This window comes from Sphingomonas sp. P3_C5, assembly GCF_056402635.1.
This window is the reverse complement of record NZ_JBFUHA010000001.1, coordinates 438404-453529: the sequence shown is the minus strand read 5'-3', so window position 1 is coordinate 453529 and position 15126 is coordinate 438404. Positions and strand designations below refer to the sequence as shown.

The window sequence follows — 15126 nt, the reverse complement described above, 5'->3', positions numbered from 1 at the left end:
AATCAGGCCGGATCGAACGCCTGGAGGATCGGGCAGGGGCCTTTCGTGCCGGCATCGCAGCTCGCTGCGAGGCGGCGGAGCGCAGTGCGGGCCTGTTCGAGCTCGACGATCTTCGCATCGAGCGCCTCAAGCCGGCTGGTGGCAAGCGCGCGGGCTCGGGCGCGATCCTCCGACGCGTCGAGGGCGAGCAGTTCGGCGATCTCCTCGAGGGTGAAGCCGGCGGCCTGGGCGGAGCGGATGAAGCGCAGGGTGCGGACATGGTGCTCGTCATAGCGCCGGATGCCGCCGCCGAGCCCGGTGCCGCCGGTGCGCGGCGGCTCGGAGAGCAGGCCGCGCCGCTGATAATAGCGGACCGTTTCCACCCCGACTCCGGCAGTGCGGGCGAGGCCTGCGATCGTCACGTCTCTCACCGCTTGACTCCGTACCATGGTACGGATGCCATATGGTGTGTGCCCGCTCCCGGGCAAGAAGGATGAAGACCATGACCCATGTGACCAAGCCAGCACCGAAGCCCGAGACTCAGCAGGGCTGCCGCTGCAATCCCTGCACCTGCAAGAGCTGCCAGTGCTGAACGGGACGGGGCCGTATTCGCGAGGATGCGGCCCCTTTTCGCCTTTGGGATTCCGCGCCGCTACCAGATCTCGATCACCGGATTGAACGATCCCTTTTTCGTCTTGTGGGTCGCGAACATCCTGATGCGGGCGGGCACGAAACTGTTGCCCTTATATTCTGGCGTGACGCGAAGGTTATCGATCAACCCGTCCCTGGTGGAGCGGATGAGCGTACCGGTGAGCTGGTCCTTGATCTCCGGGATTCCCGGCGGGACGTAGGTGATATTCTCCGGCCTCTCCTCGCCGCCGAACTCGGCCGGGAACAGCAGGATTTTGTAAAGTTTTCCCTGTGCGACGAGCTGCTCGGCTATTTCACGAGATGTGATGTTTGAATAGTCGCGGGCCGTATCGTCCCTGGGCATTTGCGTTGCTCCCGAACCGCCAATCGACAGGATGCAGGCGGCGACGATGACGGTGATCAAGCGTTTGATCATGTCGAGATGCTCCCCGGCGGTTGATGGCAGCATAAGGGATGGGTGGGATCAGGCAAGGCGGACCCGGCACCGCCGATCGCGCCGAGCTACGCCGCGAAGTCCATCATTCCAGTCATGTGAAAGAGCAAAGCGTAGCGCTTTTGACGATCCGCAACCTCGCTATGGCCGACTTGCGGCACCGGTTGAATCGAGGGTGCTCACCCGTAGCGGGAATGTTGGAGAGTGTGACATAATTCGGCGCTGGTTTCGGCGTGAAGACGGGCTTTCACGAGGGGAAAGCTCGGGAAACGAGCGCCGGCGTTGGATAATTATGTCATGCCTATCGGGGCCTTTTTGCAATGAGGCTGCGAGGCTAGGCACCCGGTACAACGACCGATGATCATCATCCGCCTGTTGGAAATGTCATGAGGGGTCACTGACATTTCCAATCTGTACAGAACATTGTACAGGTCGTGTCAGGAGGACCAATGATGCGAACAATCAGCTTTACGGATGCCCGCGCCAATCTGAAGGCGCTGATGGACCGGGTGACGGAGGATCGTGCTCCGGTGATGATCACCCGGCAAAGGGGCGAGGGCGTGGTGATGGTCGCGGCCAGCGAATGGGCGGCGATCGAGGAGACGCTTCACCTGCTGCAATCGCCCGACAATGCCGGGCGGCTGGCGGAGAGCATCGCCGAGCTCGATGCGCGCGGATCGGCTGCGTCGTGAAGCTCGTCTTTTCAGCGCCAGCCGCGGCCGAATATCGCGCCTGGGAGACGCAGGATCCGGAGATGAAGGCGCGGATCGATGCGCTGATCCAGGAGACGTTGCGCGATCCGTTCGAGGGAATGGGGAAGCCCGAGGCACTGCGCGGGCGGCTGAGCGGCTGGTGGTCGCGGCGGATCGGGCGCGAGCATCGGCTGGTGTACCGGGTAACTGGGGATGGCGAGGCGCGGGCGCTGGAGATTGCGCAGTGCCGGTATCATAGTTGATTGGTGGCGCAGCGAATTACGTGCACGGCGCGATGCGCTTGCGAGCAAGTGGGCATTGGTGCCGAAGGGTGGACTCGAACCACCGACGCGCGGGTCTTCAACTCGCCGCTCTACCTCTGAGCTACTCCGGCTTTGGAGTGCTTCGGGCCCGTGATGGAGACTGGTTGCAGTGGCCGGGATCGAACCGGCGACCTTAGCCTTATCAGGACTCTGCTCTACCACTGAGCTACACTGCACCACTTGGGGGCAGCGCGCGCGAACACCCTCCCCTCAGCTGGTGAAGGGGGTAATTCGCGCGGTGGTAAAGAGCTCGTGGCGGGCCATGGTGGCGGGCTGGTAGCAGGCAGGGTGGGGATTCGCAAGCTGGTCAGGTGTCGAGCGTGATATCGTACCGGTGCTGGTACTATGCTCGGAGATAAAAGGAGTCTTTCCCCAACGCGGAGATTGAGCCCGCCGCTGTCAACCCGATATTAAGCTGCCAGCTCGTGAGGATACTCGTCAAAAGTCCGACCGCGAAGTTTACGTCCAGCCGCTTTCTTGTTTTTGCCACCCCACTGCTTGAAGAAAAAAGCGGTGCCCGCGCGACGGCATTCATTTTCGATCTGCTCGACCCAGTCGACCATCATCGGGCGGGAGCTTGGCCCAGATTCACCCCCGACAATTGCCCAATGCACGCCACGCAAGCTAATTGGTCCAATTGGTCCGATCAACGGTTCGAACGAGACAAAGCGCGTCATCCCTTGGATCGAAATAAGATGCCCGACCCGATCCGCGACTGCCTCGTTTTCCACAGACGTACCAATCCAAACGTGGGAGAGTACAGGCAGCTCCTTTGCCAAGAACATGGCTGCCATTCGCTCAGGCCGCTTTGTAAGCACCTGAAATTGGTGTTGCGGGCACTGCGCCATTGTTGCCCATACCATCTGTATGAAAGAGGTCGGGACGGCTTCATGGAACAAATCAGACATGGAGTTGACGAAGATTCGCTTGCCGCGTTTCCAGCGAACGGGATCATTTAAGCTTGTCGGGTCGATATTGACGCGACCCGTCCAAACCGTGCGGCCGCCGCTCTTGCGCGTGGTGCCATGATATTTATCATGGCCCATCGCCTGAAGACGAGCTGCCATCCGCATTGCATAACAATTCGTGCAACCTGCCGAGGCGATATTACAGCCTGCGACGGGATTCCACGTGACGTCAGTCCATTCGATCTCGGAGTTACCAGACATTATTTCAGCACAGCCTCGGCGAGCCGCTTCGCAAGCGTGTTGGCAATAGGGCTAGGGTTGGCGCAGGCAAACACAAGCGAAAACTCGTGGAGACCGCCACGACCGAGAGGCAAGGCGGTGTCCAAGACACCACCCGCGAAGACTGATTTGAGCTGATCTATCGCCACCCGCTCGAACCACGCAGCGTTTGCGACCTTCGCAATCGCGGGTCCAATGGGGCCAAACAGATCTGTTTCGGTATCTCCAACCAGCTCGGCAGCGACCCCGTCCCGCCATATTTTCGTGCCGAGGAGGTCGTCGATAAGCGCGCCACCCGCCTCGAGAACGCTTCCATCGCCACGGACTTGGCGGCTCATTGCCAGGACAGGAACAAGATACCAAAGATCCACAGCCTCAGTGCGGCCCAGTTGTTCGACCATGGAGAACTTCAATTGCAGCCCGAACGGATCGAGAAAAACGACCGCGCGGCTTTTCTTCCAATTGGTCTGTCTGGCTAACTCGGTGACGGCGTCGTTCGCATCAGACCGCAGGATCGTGACCCGATTTTTGAGCGCCGGAAATCGTTCGTCAACGATCGTGGACAGTGATCGCACATTTTTCAGTTTGGTGTCATTGAAGATGTAGCGATCGAACGGTGTAGCGATCTCCAGGGCCCTGACAGCCGATCCCGCAGTGACATCATCGACGTCAAGCAATTGCCCCTGCTCCTTAGCCCTCTTCGACGTAGATGCCCCCGATCCTGCGCAGGCATCGACGTACAACAACTCGAAGGACTGCCTTTTCAAAGCAGTCGTGAAAGCATGAAGGTATTTCTGAACCGCCTGAAGTTTTCTCTCCGTATGTGCGCTACCAAATTCTTGCGTTGTGATGCTCATTTCCGCCAGCCCCTAAAGGAACATTATGAGAACTAATCGAACGGAAGATGTTTGGCAATGTAGCGATTATTCTGGCGGGAGGTCGATCTCCCCGGCAAGATTCCAGTGTATCAGCACATAACTTATCGTTGAGTCGACCACTCAAACTCAGCCCATAACATGACCATACGCCGCATATAATTCCAGCAGCCGGTCCGGCGTAATGCCGTCCTCCTGTGCTCGCGCGAGTTCGTGTTCCTCGTTTGCCAGGGTGACAAGCGGTCGTTGGCGGCCAAGACGGGGTTGGACCCAGCAGCCCTGGTTCAGCGTGTCTTCGAACAGCTCGAGCCGGTTGGAGAACCAACCCGTCCATGGCCCCATGTTCGCATAGGTGCCGTTGTCAAAGGCATTGAGGTAAATGTCGAAATTGGCGCGTGAGAGTGTCGACCAGATACCGAAGCCAAATGTTTCCGTGAGGCCGTGCACAGGGAGGCGGAACGCGCAGCGCACGAAGAAGTGCTCGCCGTCGACCACGCAGAAATCCTCCGAGAGGAAATTGCCGTCAAGCCGGATGGCGCCATTGTGTTCATAGCTCTGCGGTCCTTCCCAGAAATCGGGAGCGAATGCCGCGAGGTCGAACATTCCTCGGTGGGCGATGCCGCAGGAACTGCAATTCCAGCGCCCGCCGCGCAGGGTCTCGAGCGCGGACAGTGGCGGCTTCCGGCGGAAGAGACTCACTTGACGGCCTGCCGGCAGATTTTCCCGCCTCTCGCGCGACATTTCTCGATCATCTTGTTCGCACCCCTCTTAATTGCGGCATTCCTGTGGAAGATGGTCCAGCCGACGCTGGCACCGCCCGTGGCGCAGCGGCGCCTGTAATGTCGGTTCTAGGGGCTTGTGCCGTGGCGCTCGAAAAGTCGGATGATCTCCGCCTGCTGCGCCTTTGCCTCTGGCGAACCGCTGCCGCTACGGCCGGTCTGTCGCGTCGCGAGCATGATGGCCGTCGAGCCATTCCCGTTCTGGCGTCGCGCGTCCGCGCCGTCGTCGATCAGGGCGCTCACCGCTGCGGCGGAGCGTGTTCGGACGGCGCGGTGCAAGGGCGTCACGCCATTCTTGTCGCCGGCGTTCGCGTCGGCGCCTGAGGCGATCAGCACGGCAATCGTTTCGGCCTGGTGCGCGGGGTTCCACCGGTGCGAGCCTGGACTCCCATCTGCCGCATAATGGAGCGGCGTCGCACCCCGTCGGTTCCTCGCGGCGACGTCAGCGCCAAGGCCAATCAGCGTGCGGGCGATCTCGGGGCGATGGGCTGCCGCGGCGACGTGAAGCGCCGTGTCGCCGGCATAGATATGGCGGCTGATCTCGGTCAGGAAATTCTCCGTTGCCGCTGACCGCGTCGCGCCCTGCTTCAGACTTGCCGTCGCGAGAGCGGGAGATGCGCTCAGCATGCCGAGCGCCGCCGGGCCGTCACCCGAGGCCATCGCGCTCATCAGTCGGCGGAGGACGATATCATCGATCATCGCTGCTTTACTCGTTCAACGTGCTGCGCAGCTTGTGCGGCAACGATGGATTGAGCGTTTCCCAGGCGATTTTCTCGCCGACCCAGATTTCCGCCGTGGGGGGAAAGGCGTCGGGGTCGTCCAGCGTGGCGGTGGTGATGTCGTGATGGTCGGGGCGGGTGTCGCGGCGATAGGTGACGAGGCTGCTACAGGTGGCGCAGGAGCCCCAATATATGCCGGGTGAGGAGCTGTATTCGCGTACTTCGCCGGTGAGCAGCGCGAAATCTGTTTTGTCGAAGACCGCCCAGCCGACACTGACGCCGCCTGTTGCGCGGCGGCAGGAGATGCAGTGGCACAGGGTTCGCGCGACAGGCGTGCCGCTTACGCGGTAGCGGACCGCGCCGCAGAGGCAGCCGCCTTCCGCAGGAACAGCAGCATTCCTCATGTCACGATGATGTCCGGGTTCACATCATCGACAGGGGTGCAGCGATGACGAAAGTCATTGCTCTTCGCCTCGAGCTCGTCCTGCGCGTCAGCGATCGCGCGGGCGCCTTGCGTGAAGATTGCGGGGTCGATCCCGGCCTGCGCGATCAACGCACCGTGCTTGTCGCGTAGCACCGCAAAAAGCTCGTGGGCGCCGCGGGCCAGCGCCAGCATATCTGCCCAGGCCCCCTGTAGCCCGTGCTGGAAGGTCTCGTCCGGCGAGCCGACCAGGAAGGCATTGGGCCAGGACCGGGCACGCGCTACCGTCGTTATCCCAAGGGTGAGACGCTGTGGACGCCGCCTCTGGGCCTCCTCCCTGAGATTCCAGGACAGGAAGAACGCTCCGTCTTCAATCCTGATCGGCTCGGCGCCCTGAACCGCCCAGAGCGCACTCAGGCGCGGCTGCCAGACGTCGCTGCCCTTGCGCCACTCCATCTCAGCCGAGATTTGCGTGCCCGACGCGTCGAGCATCCGCTCCCCCCACACGTCACCCTCGAACGGCTTGCCGACATCACAGCGATAGCCGGGCACGGGCACATGCGGATCATCCCGCCGGGCGGCGGCGCTTGACGCGGAGGCGACTGACACCGCCGCCACGATCACCGTCAGGCGGAAGCGACGCCGGCCCATCGGCTACTCGGCGGCCGGCAGGTAGATCTCTCCACCCTTTTCGCGGAATTTCTCGCTCATTTCGTCCATGCCCTTTTCGGCCTCGGCGACCGAAACCGGGTTGGCGAACAGCGAACGCGCCGCATCTCCCTCGGACGGCGCATCGGCGGCGATGAAGGTATCGGCAGGCGCATTCTGCTTCGCCGCGAAGTCGCGCACCTCCTGGGTGATCTTCATCGAGCAGAATTTGGGGCCGCACATCGAGCAGAAATGGGCTGTCTTGGCGCCTTCCGCCGGGAGCGTCTGGTCGTGATATTGCTCGGCGGTATCCGGATCGAGCGACAGGTTGAACTGGTCGCGCCAGCGAAATTCGAACCTTGCGCGGCTCAGCGCGTCGTCGCGCATCTTCGAGGCCGGATGGCCCTTGGCGAGATCGGCGGCGTGGGCGGCGAGCTTGTAGGTGACGACGCCGACCTTCACATCGTCGCGGTCGGGGAGGCCGAGATGCTCCTTGGGCGTGACGTAGCAAAGCATCGCGGTACCGTACCAGCCGATCATCGCGGCGCCGATGCCGCTGGTGATGTGGTCGTATCCCGGCGCGATATCGGTGGTGAGCGGCCCGAGCGTGTAGAAGGGCGCCTCGCCGCAGACCTCGAGCTGCTTGTCCATATTCTCCTTGATCTTGTGCATCGGCACATGGCCGGGGCCCTCGATCATCACCTGGACGTCGCTCTTCCACGCGCGATGGGTGAGTTCGCCGAGCGTGTAGAGCTCGCTGAACTGCGCTTCGTCGTTCGCATCGGCGATGCTGCCGGGGCGGAGGCCATCGCCGAGGCTGTAGGCGATGTCATAGGCCTTCATGATCTCGGTGATCTCGTCGAAGCGCTCGTAGAGGAAGCTCTCCTTGTGGTGGCTGAGGCACCATTTCGCCATGATCGAGCCGCCGCGGCTGACGATGCCCGTCACGCGCTTGGCGGTCATTGGGATATAGGCGAGGCGGACGCCGGCATGGATCGTGAAATAGTCGACGCCCTGTTCGGCCTGCTCGATGAGGGTGTCGCGGAAGATCTCCCAGGTCAGGTCTTCGGCCACGCCGCCGACCTTTTCCAGCGCCTGGTAGATCGGCACGGTGCCGATCGGCACGGGGCTGTTGCGGATGATCCATTCGCGGGTGTCGTGGATGTTTCGGCCGGTGGAGAGGTCCATCACCGTGTCGGCGCCCCAGCGGATCGACCACACCATCTTGTCGACTTCGTTCGCCACGTCGCTGGCGACGGCCGAGTTGCCGATATTGGCGTTGATCTTCACCAGGAAGTTGCGGCCGATCGCCATCGGCTCGGATTCGGGGTGGTTGATGTTGTTGGGGATGATCGCCCGGCCGCGCGCGACCTCGTCGCGGACGAATTCGGGGGTGACATAATCGGGGATCGACGCGCCGAAATCCTGGCCGTCGCGGATCAGCGCCTCCTTGGCGGCGGCGCGGCCGATATTCTCGCGGATCGCGACATATTCCATCTCGGGGGTGATGATGCCTTTGCGGGCGTAGTGCATCTGGCTGACGTTCATGCCGGGCTTGGCGCGCAAGGGGCGCTTCACGACATTGGGGAATTGCGGGACGCCGGCTGAGCGATCGGGGCCCGACAGGCCGTTATCCTCGGGGCGGGTCTCGCGGGCGTCATAGGATTCGACGTCGCCGCGGCCGATGATCCAGTCGCGGCGGAGCGAGGGCAGGCCGGCCTGGATATCGATGCGGGCCTTGGGATCGGTATAGGGGCCCGAGGTGTCGTAGACGCGCAAGGGGGGCTCGCCGCAGCTCGGCTCGAGCATGATCTCGCGCATGGCGACCTTCACGCCCGGGATATTGGGCGAGGCGACATGGATCTTGCGGCTGCCGCGGATGGCGCCTGTCGTGACGCCGATTTCGGTACGGGCGGGGATGTCGGCCATGTGATTCGCTCCAATTTGCGGAGCGAGGACGGGCTTTCGGTGCGAAAACCACTCCCTCCCTCCGCCGGTCTCAACCGGATCAGGTTCGGCGGGTCGTGGCTTCAGCCACCTCTCAGCCGCCTGCGCGCGGCCCCCCGGGGAAAGGCCGACCCTAGGACGGTCAGCGGGCAAAGAAAAGGCCGCGCGACACTTGGTCGCGCGGCCGGGAGACTGCGAGAAGCGCGAAGCCTAGTTGGCGTCGCTCGACGTGAGGAAATAGCCGTTGATGCCGGCGGGGAAGAAGCCGCCGCCAGCGGCCACGGCATGGTTGTCGTAGAGGATGTTGAGCGCCTGGCCCGTGGTGCGGCCGAAGACGATGCCGTCGGGATTGGTCGGGGTGATGTTCGCGGCACCGCCAATGACAACGCCCTGATCGTCATCGCTTGTGCCATCGAGAGAATCGCGCGCGTCGCTGATCTGCCCGGCGGTTATGACCGCGGTGCCGCCCATCATGTAGAGCTGGCTGCGGATAAGCGCTGCGTGATGCGATTCAGCCGCGAGAATGCCTGCCACCGCGTTGCTGTAGAGCGTGCCGCCGAATTTCGGAATCAGGCCGATATAGGCGCTGACCGCGACATCCTTGATCAGGAAGGCACCAAGCAGGAAGTTCTGCTCATTGGCGAAGGCGTCGAAGGTCGCGGCCGCGCCGATTACGCCGGTGGTGCGGAGGATCTTCGTGAAACCGCCGGTCGCGGGGGAGAGATCGATCGCCGGCTGGGCGCCGGCATAAGCGCCGATCATCGAGCGCAGGAAGCCGACATGGGCAAGGTCTTCGAGCGCCATTTCGCGGGCATATTGCCCGTTGAGCGTGCTGAAGGTCACCTGGGCGCCGCCCGTCACCGTCCCTTGCGTGCCGGTGCCGGTGAGCAATGCAGCGCCGCCGCCGGGGACCGCGTCCGAGGACGCAATCGCTTCGATCCCCGAGCCCGTCGTCGCGCGGACGAAATATTGCGCCTGGAGATATTCGAGGTTGAGCGCGAAGTTCAGATAATCCGCATCGAGCGCCACCGTTGAGGACGGCGTGGGCGTCGGAGTCGGCGTGGGGGTCGGCGTTGGGGTCGGCGTCGGCGTGTTGCCGCTGCCGCTGCAGGCGGCGAGGCCTGCGGCGAGGGTCATGCCGCCGGCGAGACGCATGAAGCGGCGGCGCTCCTCGCGACGGCGCTCGCTCGCTTCGAGAACCTGGATCAGGGTTTCGCTATCGATCATCGTGAATTCTTCCCTAGAGGCCAGGCGCGATCAGTGCGCGCTGCTGGATTTGAGCGTGCCGTTGAGACCAGCCGTGAAGAAGCCGCCCGAGGTCGCCGCCGTGCTGCTCAGATAGAGGATGTTGAGCACCGTGCCGGGCGACCGGCCGACGATGCTGCCATTGGCGGCGACCGGCGCGATGTTCGAGACGATATTGCCGCTGATCGTCACTGGCGAGATGCCGTGATCGTCAATGTCCGGCACGCCGTCCAGATTGTCGCGCACGCCCGAGATCGCATCGGCAAATTTGCGCAGGTCCGGCGTGGCCACGCCCTTGGCATAGAGCAGGGCGCGGATCACCGCGGCATGGTGGGAATGGGTCGCCAGGATGCCGCTGATGCCCGCGAGGATGGTCTTGTCGACGGCGTTGGGGACTGCGTTGATATAGGCGGTGACAAGCACATCTTCGAACATGAAGGCGGCGAGCAGGAAATTCTCGTCGTTGGCATAGGGATCGAACGCGGCGGGCGCTGTGACGATCTTGGCTGCCTGGGCGAATTTGCTGAACGCGCCGGTCGCTGTGGCACTGAGATCGATCGCCGGCTGGGCGACGACGCCTTCAGCGCCGAGCTGGTTGCGCAGCCATTTGACGTTCGCGAGCAGGTCGCTGGCAATCTCGGCGGCATATTGCGTGACGACCGGATCAGTGAAGGTCGCCTTGCGGGCGCCCGTTGCATCGCCCTTGGTCTCGCCGGTGGCCTGGCCTGTCAGCAGCGCGTCCGGAAGGCCGGTGCCGGTGGTGGCGAAGCTGAAAAATTGCGCTGCGAGATAATCGAGCTGAACCAGATAGCGCAGCATGTCGTTATCGGCGATCACCGCGGCCGAGGCCGAGGTCGCGATGGCCAGCGCCGATGCGCCCGCCGCCGTCACCGCCGCGGCGCCGAGCGCGGCGCGGAAGAATTCGCGGCGCTCGTTGCGGCCCTCTGTGGTGGCCGTGCTACCCGAATCGGGAGCCTCAATCAGCTGCTGGTCGTCGGTCATGGACGTGACCTCTCCTTGAAATGGCTTCCGCGCGAACGGAAATTAGGCCGGTCCCAACCACTTGCGATTGAAGGGCAAGTCGAGCGCGACCGGATTTGAACCCCGGGTAGCCGATGTGCGGGGGCGACTTCAACAACCGTTAACGGTCGATTCGGGCGAAAAGGCGGCTTTCTCGATATTGAGGCCGCTACTCAGCGCTTAAAAACTATACCCCAACCCAACCGCGCCGAACCACTGGTTCGGGCTGCCGGCGATGCGCGTCACCGGGCTGGCGGCGAAATCATTCTGGAGGCGGCTATAGGAGCCGGTGAAGTACAGGCCCAGGCCGTGGAGCAGATCGCCGGTCAGCGAATGGCCGCCGATCATGCCGAAGGTGACCTGCTTCCAGCCCTTGCGGCCGGTGAACACCGGCAGGCCGCTGCGCAGCGCGCCAGCGGCATCGACGTCATAATAAGCGGTGGCATAGCCGGTGCCGGCGTAATCGGCTGAGGCCGAAATGCCGACAAAGGCCTTGCGGCTGAGGGGGGTGGTGTACTGGATCTGCGGGGTGATGACGTAGCTTTTGTAGATGCCGCTGATGTCATGGACATAGGCGACGCGGACGGTGAGATTGTCGTAGTCGCTGGTGATCAGTCCGGTCTTGCCGATACCGATGAACCCGCCCGCTTCGGCCGCGAGCTTGCGCTTGCCGAGTGCCTTGATCTGCGGATCGACCAGCTTTGTGTGGCGGTTGAAATTGACGCCGATGATCGGGCCGAGTTCGAAATCAATGCCTGGTCCCGACTGGTTGGGGATCGCGTTGACATAGAGCTGGGTGTTGCGGGTGAAGAAGCTGAAATCATGAACCTTGCCGCGGGCGGCGATCGCAGGCGTCAGGATATAGTCGTTCGAGCCCTCATAGCTCGGCAGATAGACGCCGCCGACACCGAATGTCAGGCTGTTGTGATCGGCTTCGATCTCGGCGTCGGTCTTCGCATCCTGCGCGAGAGCGGGCGTCGCGGCGCAGGCGAGGAACGCGGACAGTCCGAGCAGCGGCAGGAAACGAAAGGTCGATGTCATGGATCGGGGCTCCGGACGCTTGAAGAGGGTGTTCCCGGCGGGAACGCGGCGCAGTTCGATTTGGGTCCGCTGCGGTGTGTTACAACATGTAGCGCATCGTGATCTGTTGCGCATTGGCATCAGTCGCAAGCGTGAAATGGGCTGCGTTGAAGCTTGGCGGGCCGAAGGTGATCGCTGGATTGCGCGAGAAGCCAAAGCCCTCGCGCGGGATGCCGGCAAAGGTGTCGAGCTTGCCGTTGCTGTTCTCGTCATGGATCACCGCCATCGCATAGGTGCCATAGGGCAGCCCTTCGAAGCTGACGTCATGGCCGGTTGCCGGCACTGAACGGGTGACCGCCAGCGCGCTATTGCCGCAGGCGGGGAAATTCTTCGGCGTCGTGGTGAGGCAGATGCGGATCAGGCCACGGGTCGAGCGGAGCCTGGTGACGTCTAGCGTAAGGCTAGAGACCGGCGTCGCCCCCGCCAGCAGCGCCATCGCGACGGCGGCCAGCGCCAGACGCTTTGCGAGAATGCTCGCGGGTGAAGTCGCCGATCCCCCGATCGGTGCCGCAAAGCCGGTCCCAGAACCGGAAATAAAGCCCATAATTTCCCCCATATTGCTCATGGTGCCGCTGGTGATGGCTCGCCGTAATCAGCCAGGCGCCAAGCCGCCCCCGCCACATGAAAGCCGGAAACATCTCCCAGCCCATATGATTGGTGACACCCATAACCGTCATCACGCTCAGCACCACAGCCAGCGCCGACACATGGATCGGAATCACGAACACCAGTAGCGGAATTGCCACAGCCCCGGTGATCGCCTCGATCGGATGAAAGGCCATTGCCGCCCAGGCGGTGGGCGGGCGGCTAGCATGGTGGACGGCATGGGCGATGCGGAACGGCGCCGGGCGGTGCATCCAGCGATGCGTCCAGTAGAACCATGTGTCATGGGCGGCGAGGTAGAGCAGCACCGACAGCGGCCAATACCAGAGCGGGTAGGCGTGGAGATCGCTGTAGATCAGCGTCCAGCCGCGATTCTGCCAGCCCCAGGCGATAATGCCGGCGGGCGCGCCGTAGATGGCGGCGGAGGCGAGGCTCCAGCCGATCTCGCGGCGGATCTGCGGATCGAGGCCGGTGTACAGGCCGGGGTGTCGGAAGCGGGTGGCGGCCGCAAAGGCACCGCTGACGATCAGATAGCGGATGCCGACGATCGCCGTCATTGCCAGCGCTGAGACAAGGAGGGCGAGCGCGATCGTCACAGATGCGGTCTAGGAGATTGGTGGAGGGCGAACCAGCTTTCTATCCCGCCTGCCAGATCCGGATCGCGTCGATCGGCCAGACCAGCATCAGGACGTTGAGCGTCAGATTGTCGCGGATGATGGCGAGCGTCATCAGCTCGAAGCCGATCGCGAGCGTGATCGTCGCCCAGGCGGGGAGTCGGCCCGCCGCCCAGAAGCCGAATGCCATCCAGCCAATGTCGCAGAGCGAATTCAGGATCGAATCGCCCGAATAGCCGATCGCGATGGTGGCCTCGCGGTAGCGATCGATGATTAATGGCGAATTTTCGAGCAGCTCCCAGCCGCCCTCGATCAGCACGGCGATCGGCAGCGCCCAGGCGCGCCATCCCGGGCGGCGGCGCAGGACGAGATGCGCTGCGCCATAGAACAGGAAGCCGTGGATGATATGGCTGAAGCTGTACCAGTCGGCGATCTGCTGGCTGGTCTCGGGTGACTGGGCCGAGCCCTGCCACAGGCTTATCCGGCCGCAGGGGCAGATCGGCGGCCGGCCGTTCAGCAGCTCGATGGCGCCCACCAGCATGACAAGCGCCAGCGCGACCAGGGCCACGCGGTGGCGCGCGGCAAAGTCCCGCAATGTCAAAGGATCATCGCGATACACTCGGCGGCAATCTGGTCGAGCTCGTCGCGTGGCACCCCGGCCCGGGCGCGGACGCCGAGCGAGTGGAGCACTGACATCACGATCCGCGCGGCCGGCTCCGGATTCGCGATGCCGGCTGATTTGAACAGGCGGGCCATGCGCTCGTCCTGCAAGGTGATGATGCCGCGCAAGGCGTCGCGGACGTCCGGGTCGCTGGTCGCTTCAGTGGTTGCGGTGGCGACGGCCAGGCAGCCCGAGGGCGCGACTTCGCCGGTCAGATAGCCGTCGATCGTCCGCGCGAAGATTGTCTCGAGCAACACCTCTCGCGGGAGGCGAGCGGCGGCGAGCCCGTCGAACAGCCCCTCGAGCCGCTGGTGCAGCCGCGACAGGGTGGCGAGGTACAAAGCGCGCTTGTCGCCGAACGCTGCGTAGAGGCTTGGCCGGGCGAGCCCGGTCGCCTCGGCGAGGTCGTCGAGTGAGGTGCCGGCAAAGCCGCGCGTGCGAAACCGTTCCGACGCGGCCTTGAGCGCGGTCTCGGTATCGAAGCTGCGCGGACGGCCGCGTGCGCGGGCAGGCAGGTCGGTGGACAATTTTATACCAGTTCGCAAAGAATCATTGACGTGATATTATGCGAAACGGTATGGAAATCAACCTCACCCCAGGGAGATCGATCATGAAGCTCTATTTCGTTCCGTTCGCCTGCTCGCTCGCCACCCGTATCGCGATCGAGGAGGCAGAGCTCGATGCCGAGTTCGTCCAGGTCGTGCCGGGTGAGAAACTGCCCGACGGGCGGCCATTCACCGCGGTGAGCCCGATGGGCTATGTTCCGGCGATGGAAACGGCGGGCGGGCTGACCCTCAGCGAGGGGCCGGCGGTGCTGACCTATATCGCCGATCTCGCGGCCGAGGGCGTGCTGGCGCCGGCGCCCTATACCGAGGAGCGCTATCAGATGCTGCGCTGGCTCAACTTCATCTCGACCGAACTGCATAAAGCCGTGTTCGCGCCGCTGATGAGCAGCAAGTCGAGCGAGGGCGCGCGGGAATGGGCGCTCGGCCAGGCGGCGAAGCGGTTCGAGCTGCTCTCTGCGCATCTCGATGGGCAGGATTATCTGGTCGGCAGCTTCAGCGTCGCCGATGCTTATCTGCTGAGCGTGCTCAACTGGTGCGAATATGCGAAGGTCTCGCTCAGCGACTGGCCGGTGCTTGCCGCCTGGCGCGCGAAGACGCGCACCCGGCCTTCGGTGGCCCAGGCGATGGCAACCGAGATGCCGCTCCGCCAGGCGGCCTGAGCCCCGCACTCCTGCCCGATTTGC

Annotated in this window: 19 protein-coding genes, 2 tRNA genes and 1 riboswitch; of the genes, 3 read left to right on the top strand and 18 right to left on the bottom strand. The window is 63.4% G+C overall.

Annotation, left to right across the window (positions count from 1 at the left end):
* Nucleotides 1–2: 2 nt before the first annotated feature.
* Both AC1DVS_RS02110 and AC1DVS_RS02105 read right to left on the bottom strand, forming a co-directional pair.
* Nucleotides 3–428, bottom strand: coding sequence for a MerR family transcriptional regulator (locus tag AC1DVS_RS02110; RefSeq protein ID WP_478019831.1), 426 nt, complete (start codon nucleotides 426–428; stop codon nucleotides 3–5).
* 203 nt (nucleotides 429–631) lie between these two features.
* On the bottom strand, nucleotides 632–1045 hold the full coding sequence (locus AC1DVS_RS02105; protein ID WP_478019829.1) for a hypothetical protein: 414 nt from the start codon (nucleotides 1043–1045) through the stop codon (nucleotides 632–634).
* Between the two features lie 467 nt (nucleotides 1046–1512).
* Between AC1DVS_RS02105 and AC1DVS_RS02100 the strand changes: the two genes are divergently transcribed.
* Together AC1DVS_RS02100 and AC1DVS_RS02095 are read left to right on the top strand one after the other, a co-directional pair.
* The gene (locus AC1DVS_RS02100) at nucleotides 1513–1755 is read left to right on the top strand and encodes a type II toxin-antitoxin system Phd/YefM family antitoxin (protein WP_478019827.1); all 243 of its coding nucleotides are present in this window, start codon (nucleotides 1513–1515) and stop codon (nucleotides 1753–1755) included.
* On the top strand, nucleotides 1752–2018 hold the full coding sequence (locus tag AC1DVS_RS02095; RefSeq protein ID WP_478019825.1) for a Txe/YoeB family addiction module toxin: 267 nt from the start codon (nucleotides 1752–1754) through the stop codon (nucleotides 2016–2018). Before AC1DVS_RS02100 ends, AC1DVS_RS02095 begins: the two co-directional genes overlap by 4 nt.
* Nucleotides 2019–2074: 56 nt before the next feature.
* Here AC1DVS_RS02095 and AC1DVS_RS02090 read toward each other — a convergent pair.
* The 16 genes from AC1DVS_RS02090 to AC1DVS_RS02015 form a co-directional block, all read right to left on the bottom strand.
* Nucleotides 2075–2149, bottom strand: a tRNA-Phe gene (locus tag AC1DVS_RS02090).
* Nucleotides 2150–2179: 30 nt separating this feature from the next.
* A tRNA-Ile gene (locus tag AC1DVS_RS02085) sits at nucleotides 2180–2254 on the bottom strand.
* A gap of 234 nt (nucleotides 2255–2488) precedes the next feature.
* On the bottom strand, nucleotides 2489–3247 hold the full coding sequence (locus tag AC1DVS_RS02080; protein ID WP_478019823.1) for a DUF5131 family protein: 759 nt from the start codon (nucleotides 3245–3247) through the stop codon (nucleotides 2489–2491).
* Nucleotides 3247–4122 carry a three-Cys-motif partner protein TcmP gene (tcmP, locus tag AC1DVS_RS02075; RefSeq protein WP_478019821.1) on the bottom strand — a complete coding sequence of 292 codons (876 nt, stop codon included), beginning with the start codon at nucleotides 4120–4122 and terminating at the stop codon, nucleotides 3247–3249. The genes AC1DVS_RS02080 and tcmP overlap by 1 nt, the downstream gene beginning before the upstream one ends.
* A gap of 147 nt (nucleotides 4123–4269) precedes the next feature.
* Complete coding sequence (locus AC1DVS_RS02070) at nucleotides 4270–4881, bottom strand: DUF2199 domain-containing protein (RefSeq protein WP_478019819.1); 612 nt, start codon at nucleotides 4879–4881, stop codon at nucleotides 4270–4272.
* A 107-nt stretch (nucleotides 4882–4988) separates the two neighbouring features.
* Nucleotides 4989–5618 carry an ankyrin repeat domain-containing protein gene (locus AC1DVS_RS02065; RefSeq protein WP_478019817.1) on the bottom strand — a complete coding sequence of 210 codons (630 nt, stop codon included), beginning with the start codon at nucleotides 5616–5618 and terminating at the stop codon, nucleotides 4989–4991.
* 7 nt (nucleotides 5619–5625) lie between these two features.
* Nucleotides 5626–6042, bottom strand: a complete 417-nt coding sequence (locus tag AC1DVS_RS02060) for a GFA family protein (RefSeq protein WP_478019816.1) — start codon at nucleotides 6040–6042, stop codon at nucleotides 5626–5628.
* A complete protein-coding gene (locus AC1DVS_RS02055) occupies nucleotides 6039–6710 on the bottom strand; it encodes a hypothetical protein (RefSeq protein ID WP_478019815.1) in 672 nt (223 codons plus the stop codon). Before AC1DVS_RS02055 ends, AC1DVS_RS02060 begins: the two co-directional genes overlap by 4 nt.
* 3 nt (nucleotides 6711–6713) lie before the next feature.
* Complete coding sequence (gene thiC, locus AC1DVS_RS02050) at nucleotides 6714–8636, bottom strand: phosphomethylpyrimidine synthase ThiC (protein WP_478019814.1); 1923 nt, start codon at nucleotides 8634–8636, stop codon at nucleotides 6714–6716.
* Between the two features lie 39 nt (nucleotides 8637–8675).
* Nucleotides 8676–8783: riboswitch (TPP riboswitch) on the bottom strand.
* A gap of 81 nt (nucleotides 8784–8864) precedes the next feature.
* A complete protein-coding gene (locus AC1DVS_RS02045; protein ID WP_478019813.1) occupies nucleotides 8865–9881 on the bottom strand; it encodes a ferritin-like domain-containing protein in 1017 nt (338 codons plus the stop codon).
* A 30-nt stretch (nucleotides 9882–9911) separates the two neighbouring features.
* On the bottom strand, nucleotides 9912–10901 hold the full coding sequence (locus tag AC1DVS_RS02040; protein WP_478019812.1) for a ferritin-like domain-containing protein: 990 nt from the start codon (nucleotides 10899–10901) through the stop codon (nucleotides 9912–9914).
* Between the two features lie 198 nt (nucleotides 10902–11099).
* Nucleotides 11100–11960, bottom strand: a complete 861-nt coding sequence (locus tag AC1DVS_RS02035) for a MipA/OmpV family protein (RefSeq protein ID WP_478019811.1) — start codon at nucleotides 11958–11960, stop codon at nucleotides 11100–11102.
* A gap of 79 nt (nucleotides 11961–12039) precedes the next feature.
* Nucleotides 12040–12435 (bottom strand): DUF2141 domain-containing protein, encoded by a 396-nt coding sequence (locus AC1DVS_RS02030; protein WP_478019810.1) that lies wholly within the window; start codon nucleotides 12433–12435, stop codon nucleotides 12040–12042.
* A complete protein-coding gene (locus AC1DVS_RS02025; protein ID WP_478021211.1) occupies nucleotides 12401–13159 on the bottom strand; it encodes a sterol desaturase family protein in 759 nt (252 codons plus the stop codon). Before AC1DVS_RS02025 ends, AC1DVS_RS02030 begins: the two co-directional genes overlap by 35 nt.
* Before the next feature lie 79 nt (nucleotides 13160–13238).
* Complete coding sequence (locus tag AC1DVS_RS02020) at nucleotides 13239–13811, bottom strand: DUF2585 domain-containing protein (protein WP_478019809.1); 573 nt, start codon at nucleotides 13809–13811, stop codon at nucleotides 13239–13241.
* A 2-nt stretch (nucleotides 13812–13813) separates the two neighbouring features.
* Nucleotides 13814–14404 carry a TetR/AcrR family transcriptional regulator gene (locus tag AC1DVS_RS02015; protein WP_478019808.1) on the bottom strand — a complete coding sequence of 197 codons (591 nt, stop codon included), beginning with the start codon at nucleotides 14402–14404 and terminating at the stop codon, nucleotides 13814–13816.
* Between the two features lie 83 nt (nucleotides 14405–14487).
* Here AC1DVS_RS02015 and AC1DVS_RS02010 point away from each other — a divergent pair, with 83 nt between their 5' ends.
* Nucleotides 14488–15102, top strand: coding sequence for a glutathione binding-like protein (locus tag AC1DVS_RS02010; RefSeq protein ID WP_478019807.1), 615 nt, complete (start codon nucleotides 14488–14490; stop codon nucleotides 15100–15102).
* The last annotated feature ends 24 nt before the right edge of the window (nucleotides 15103–15126 follow it).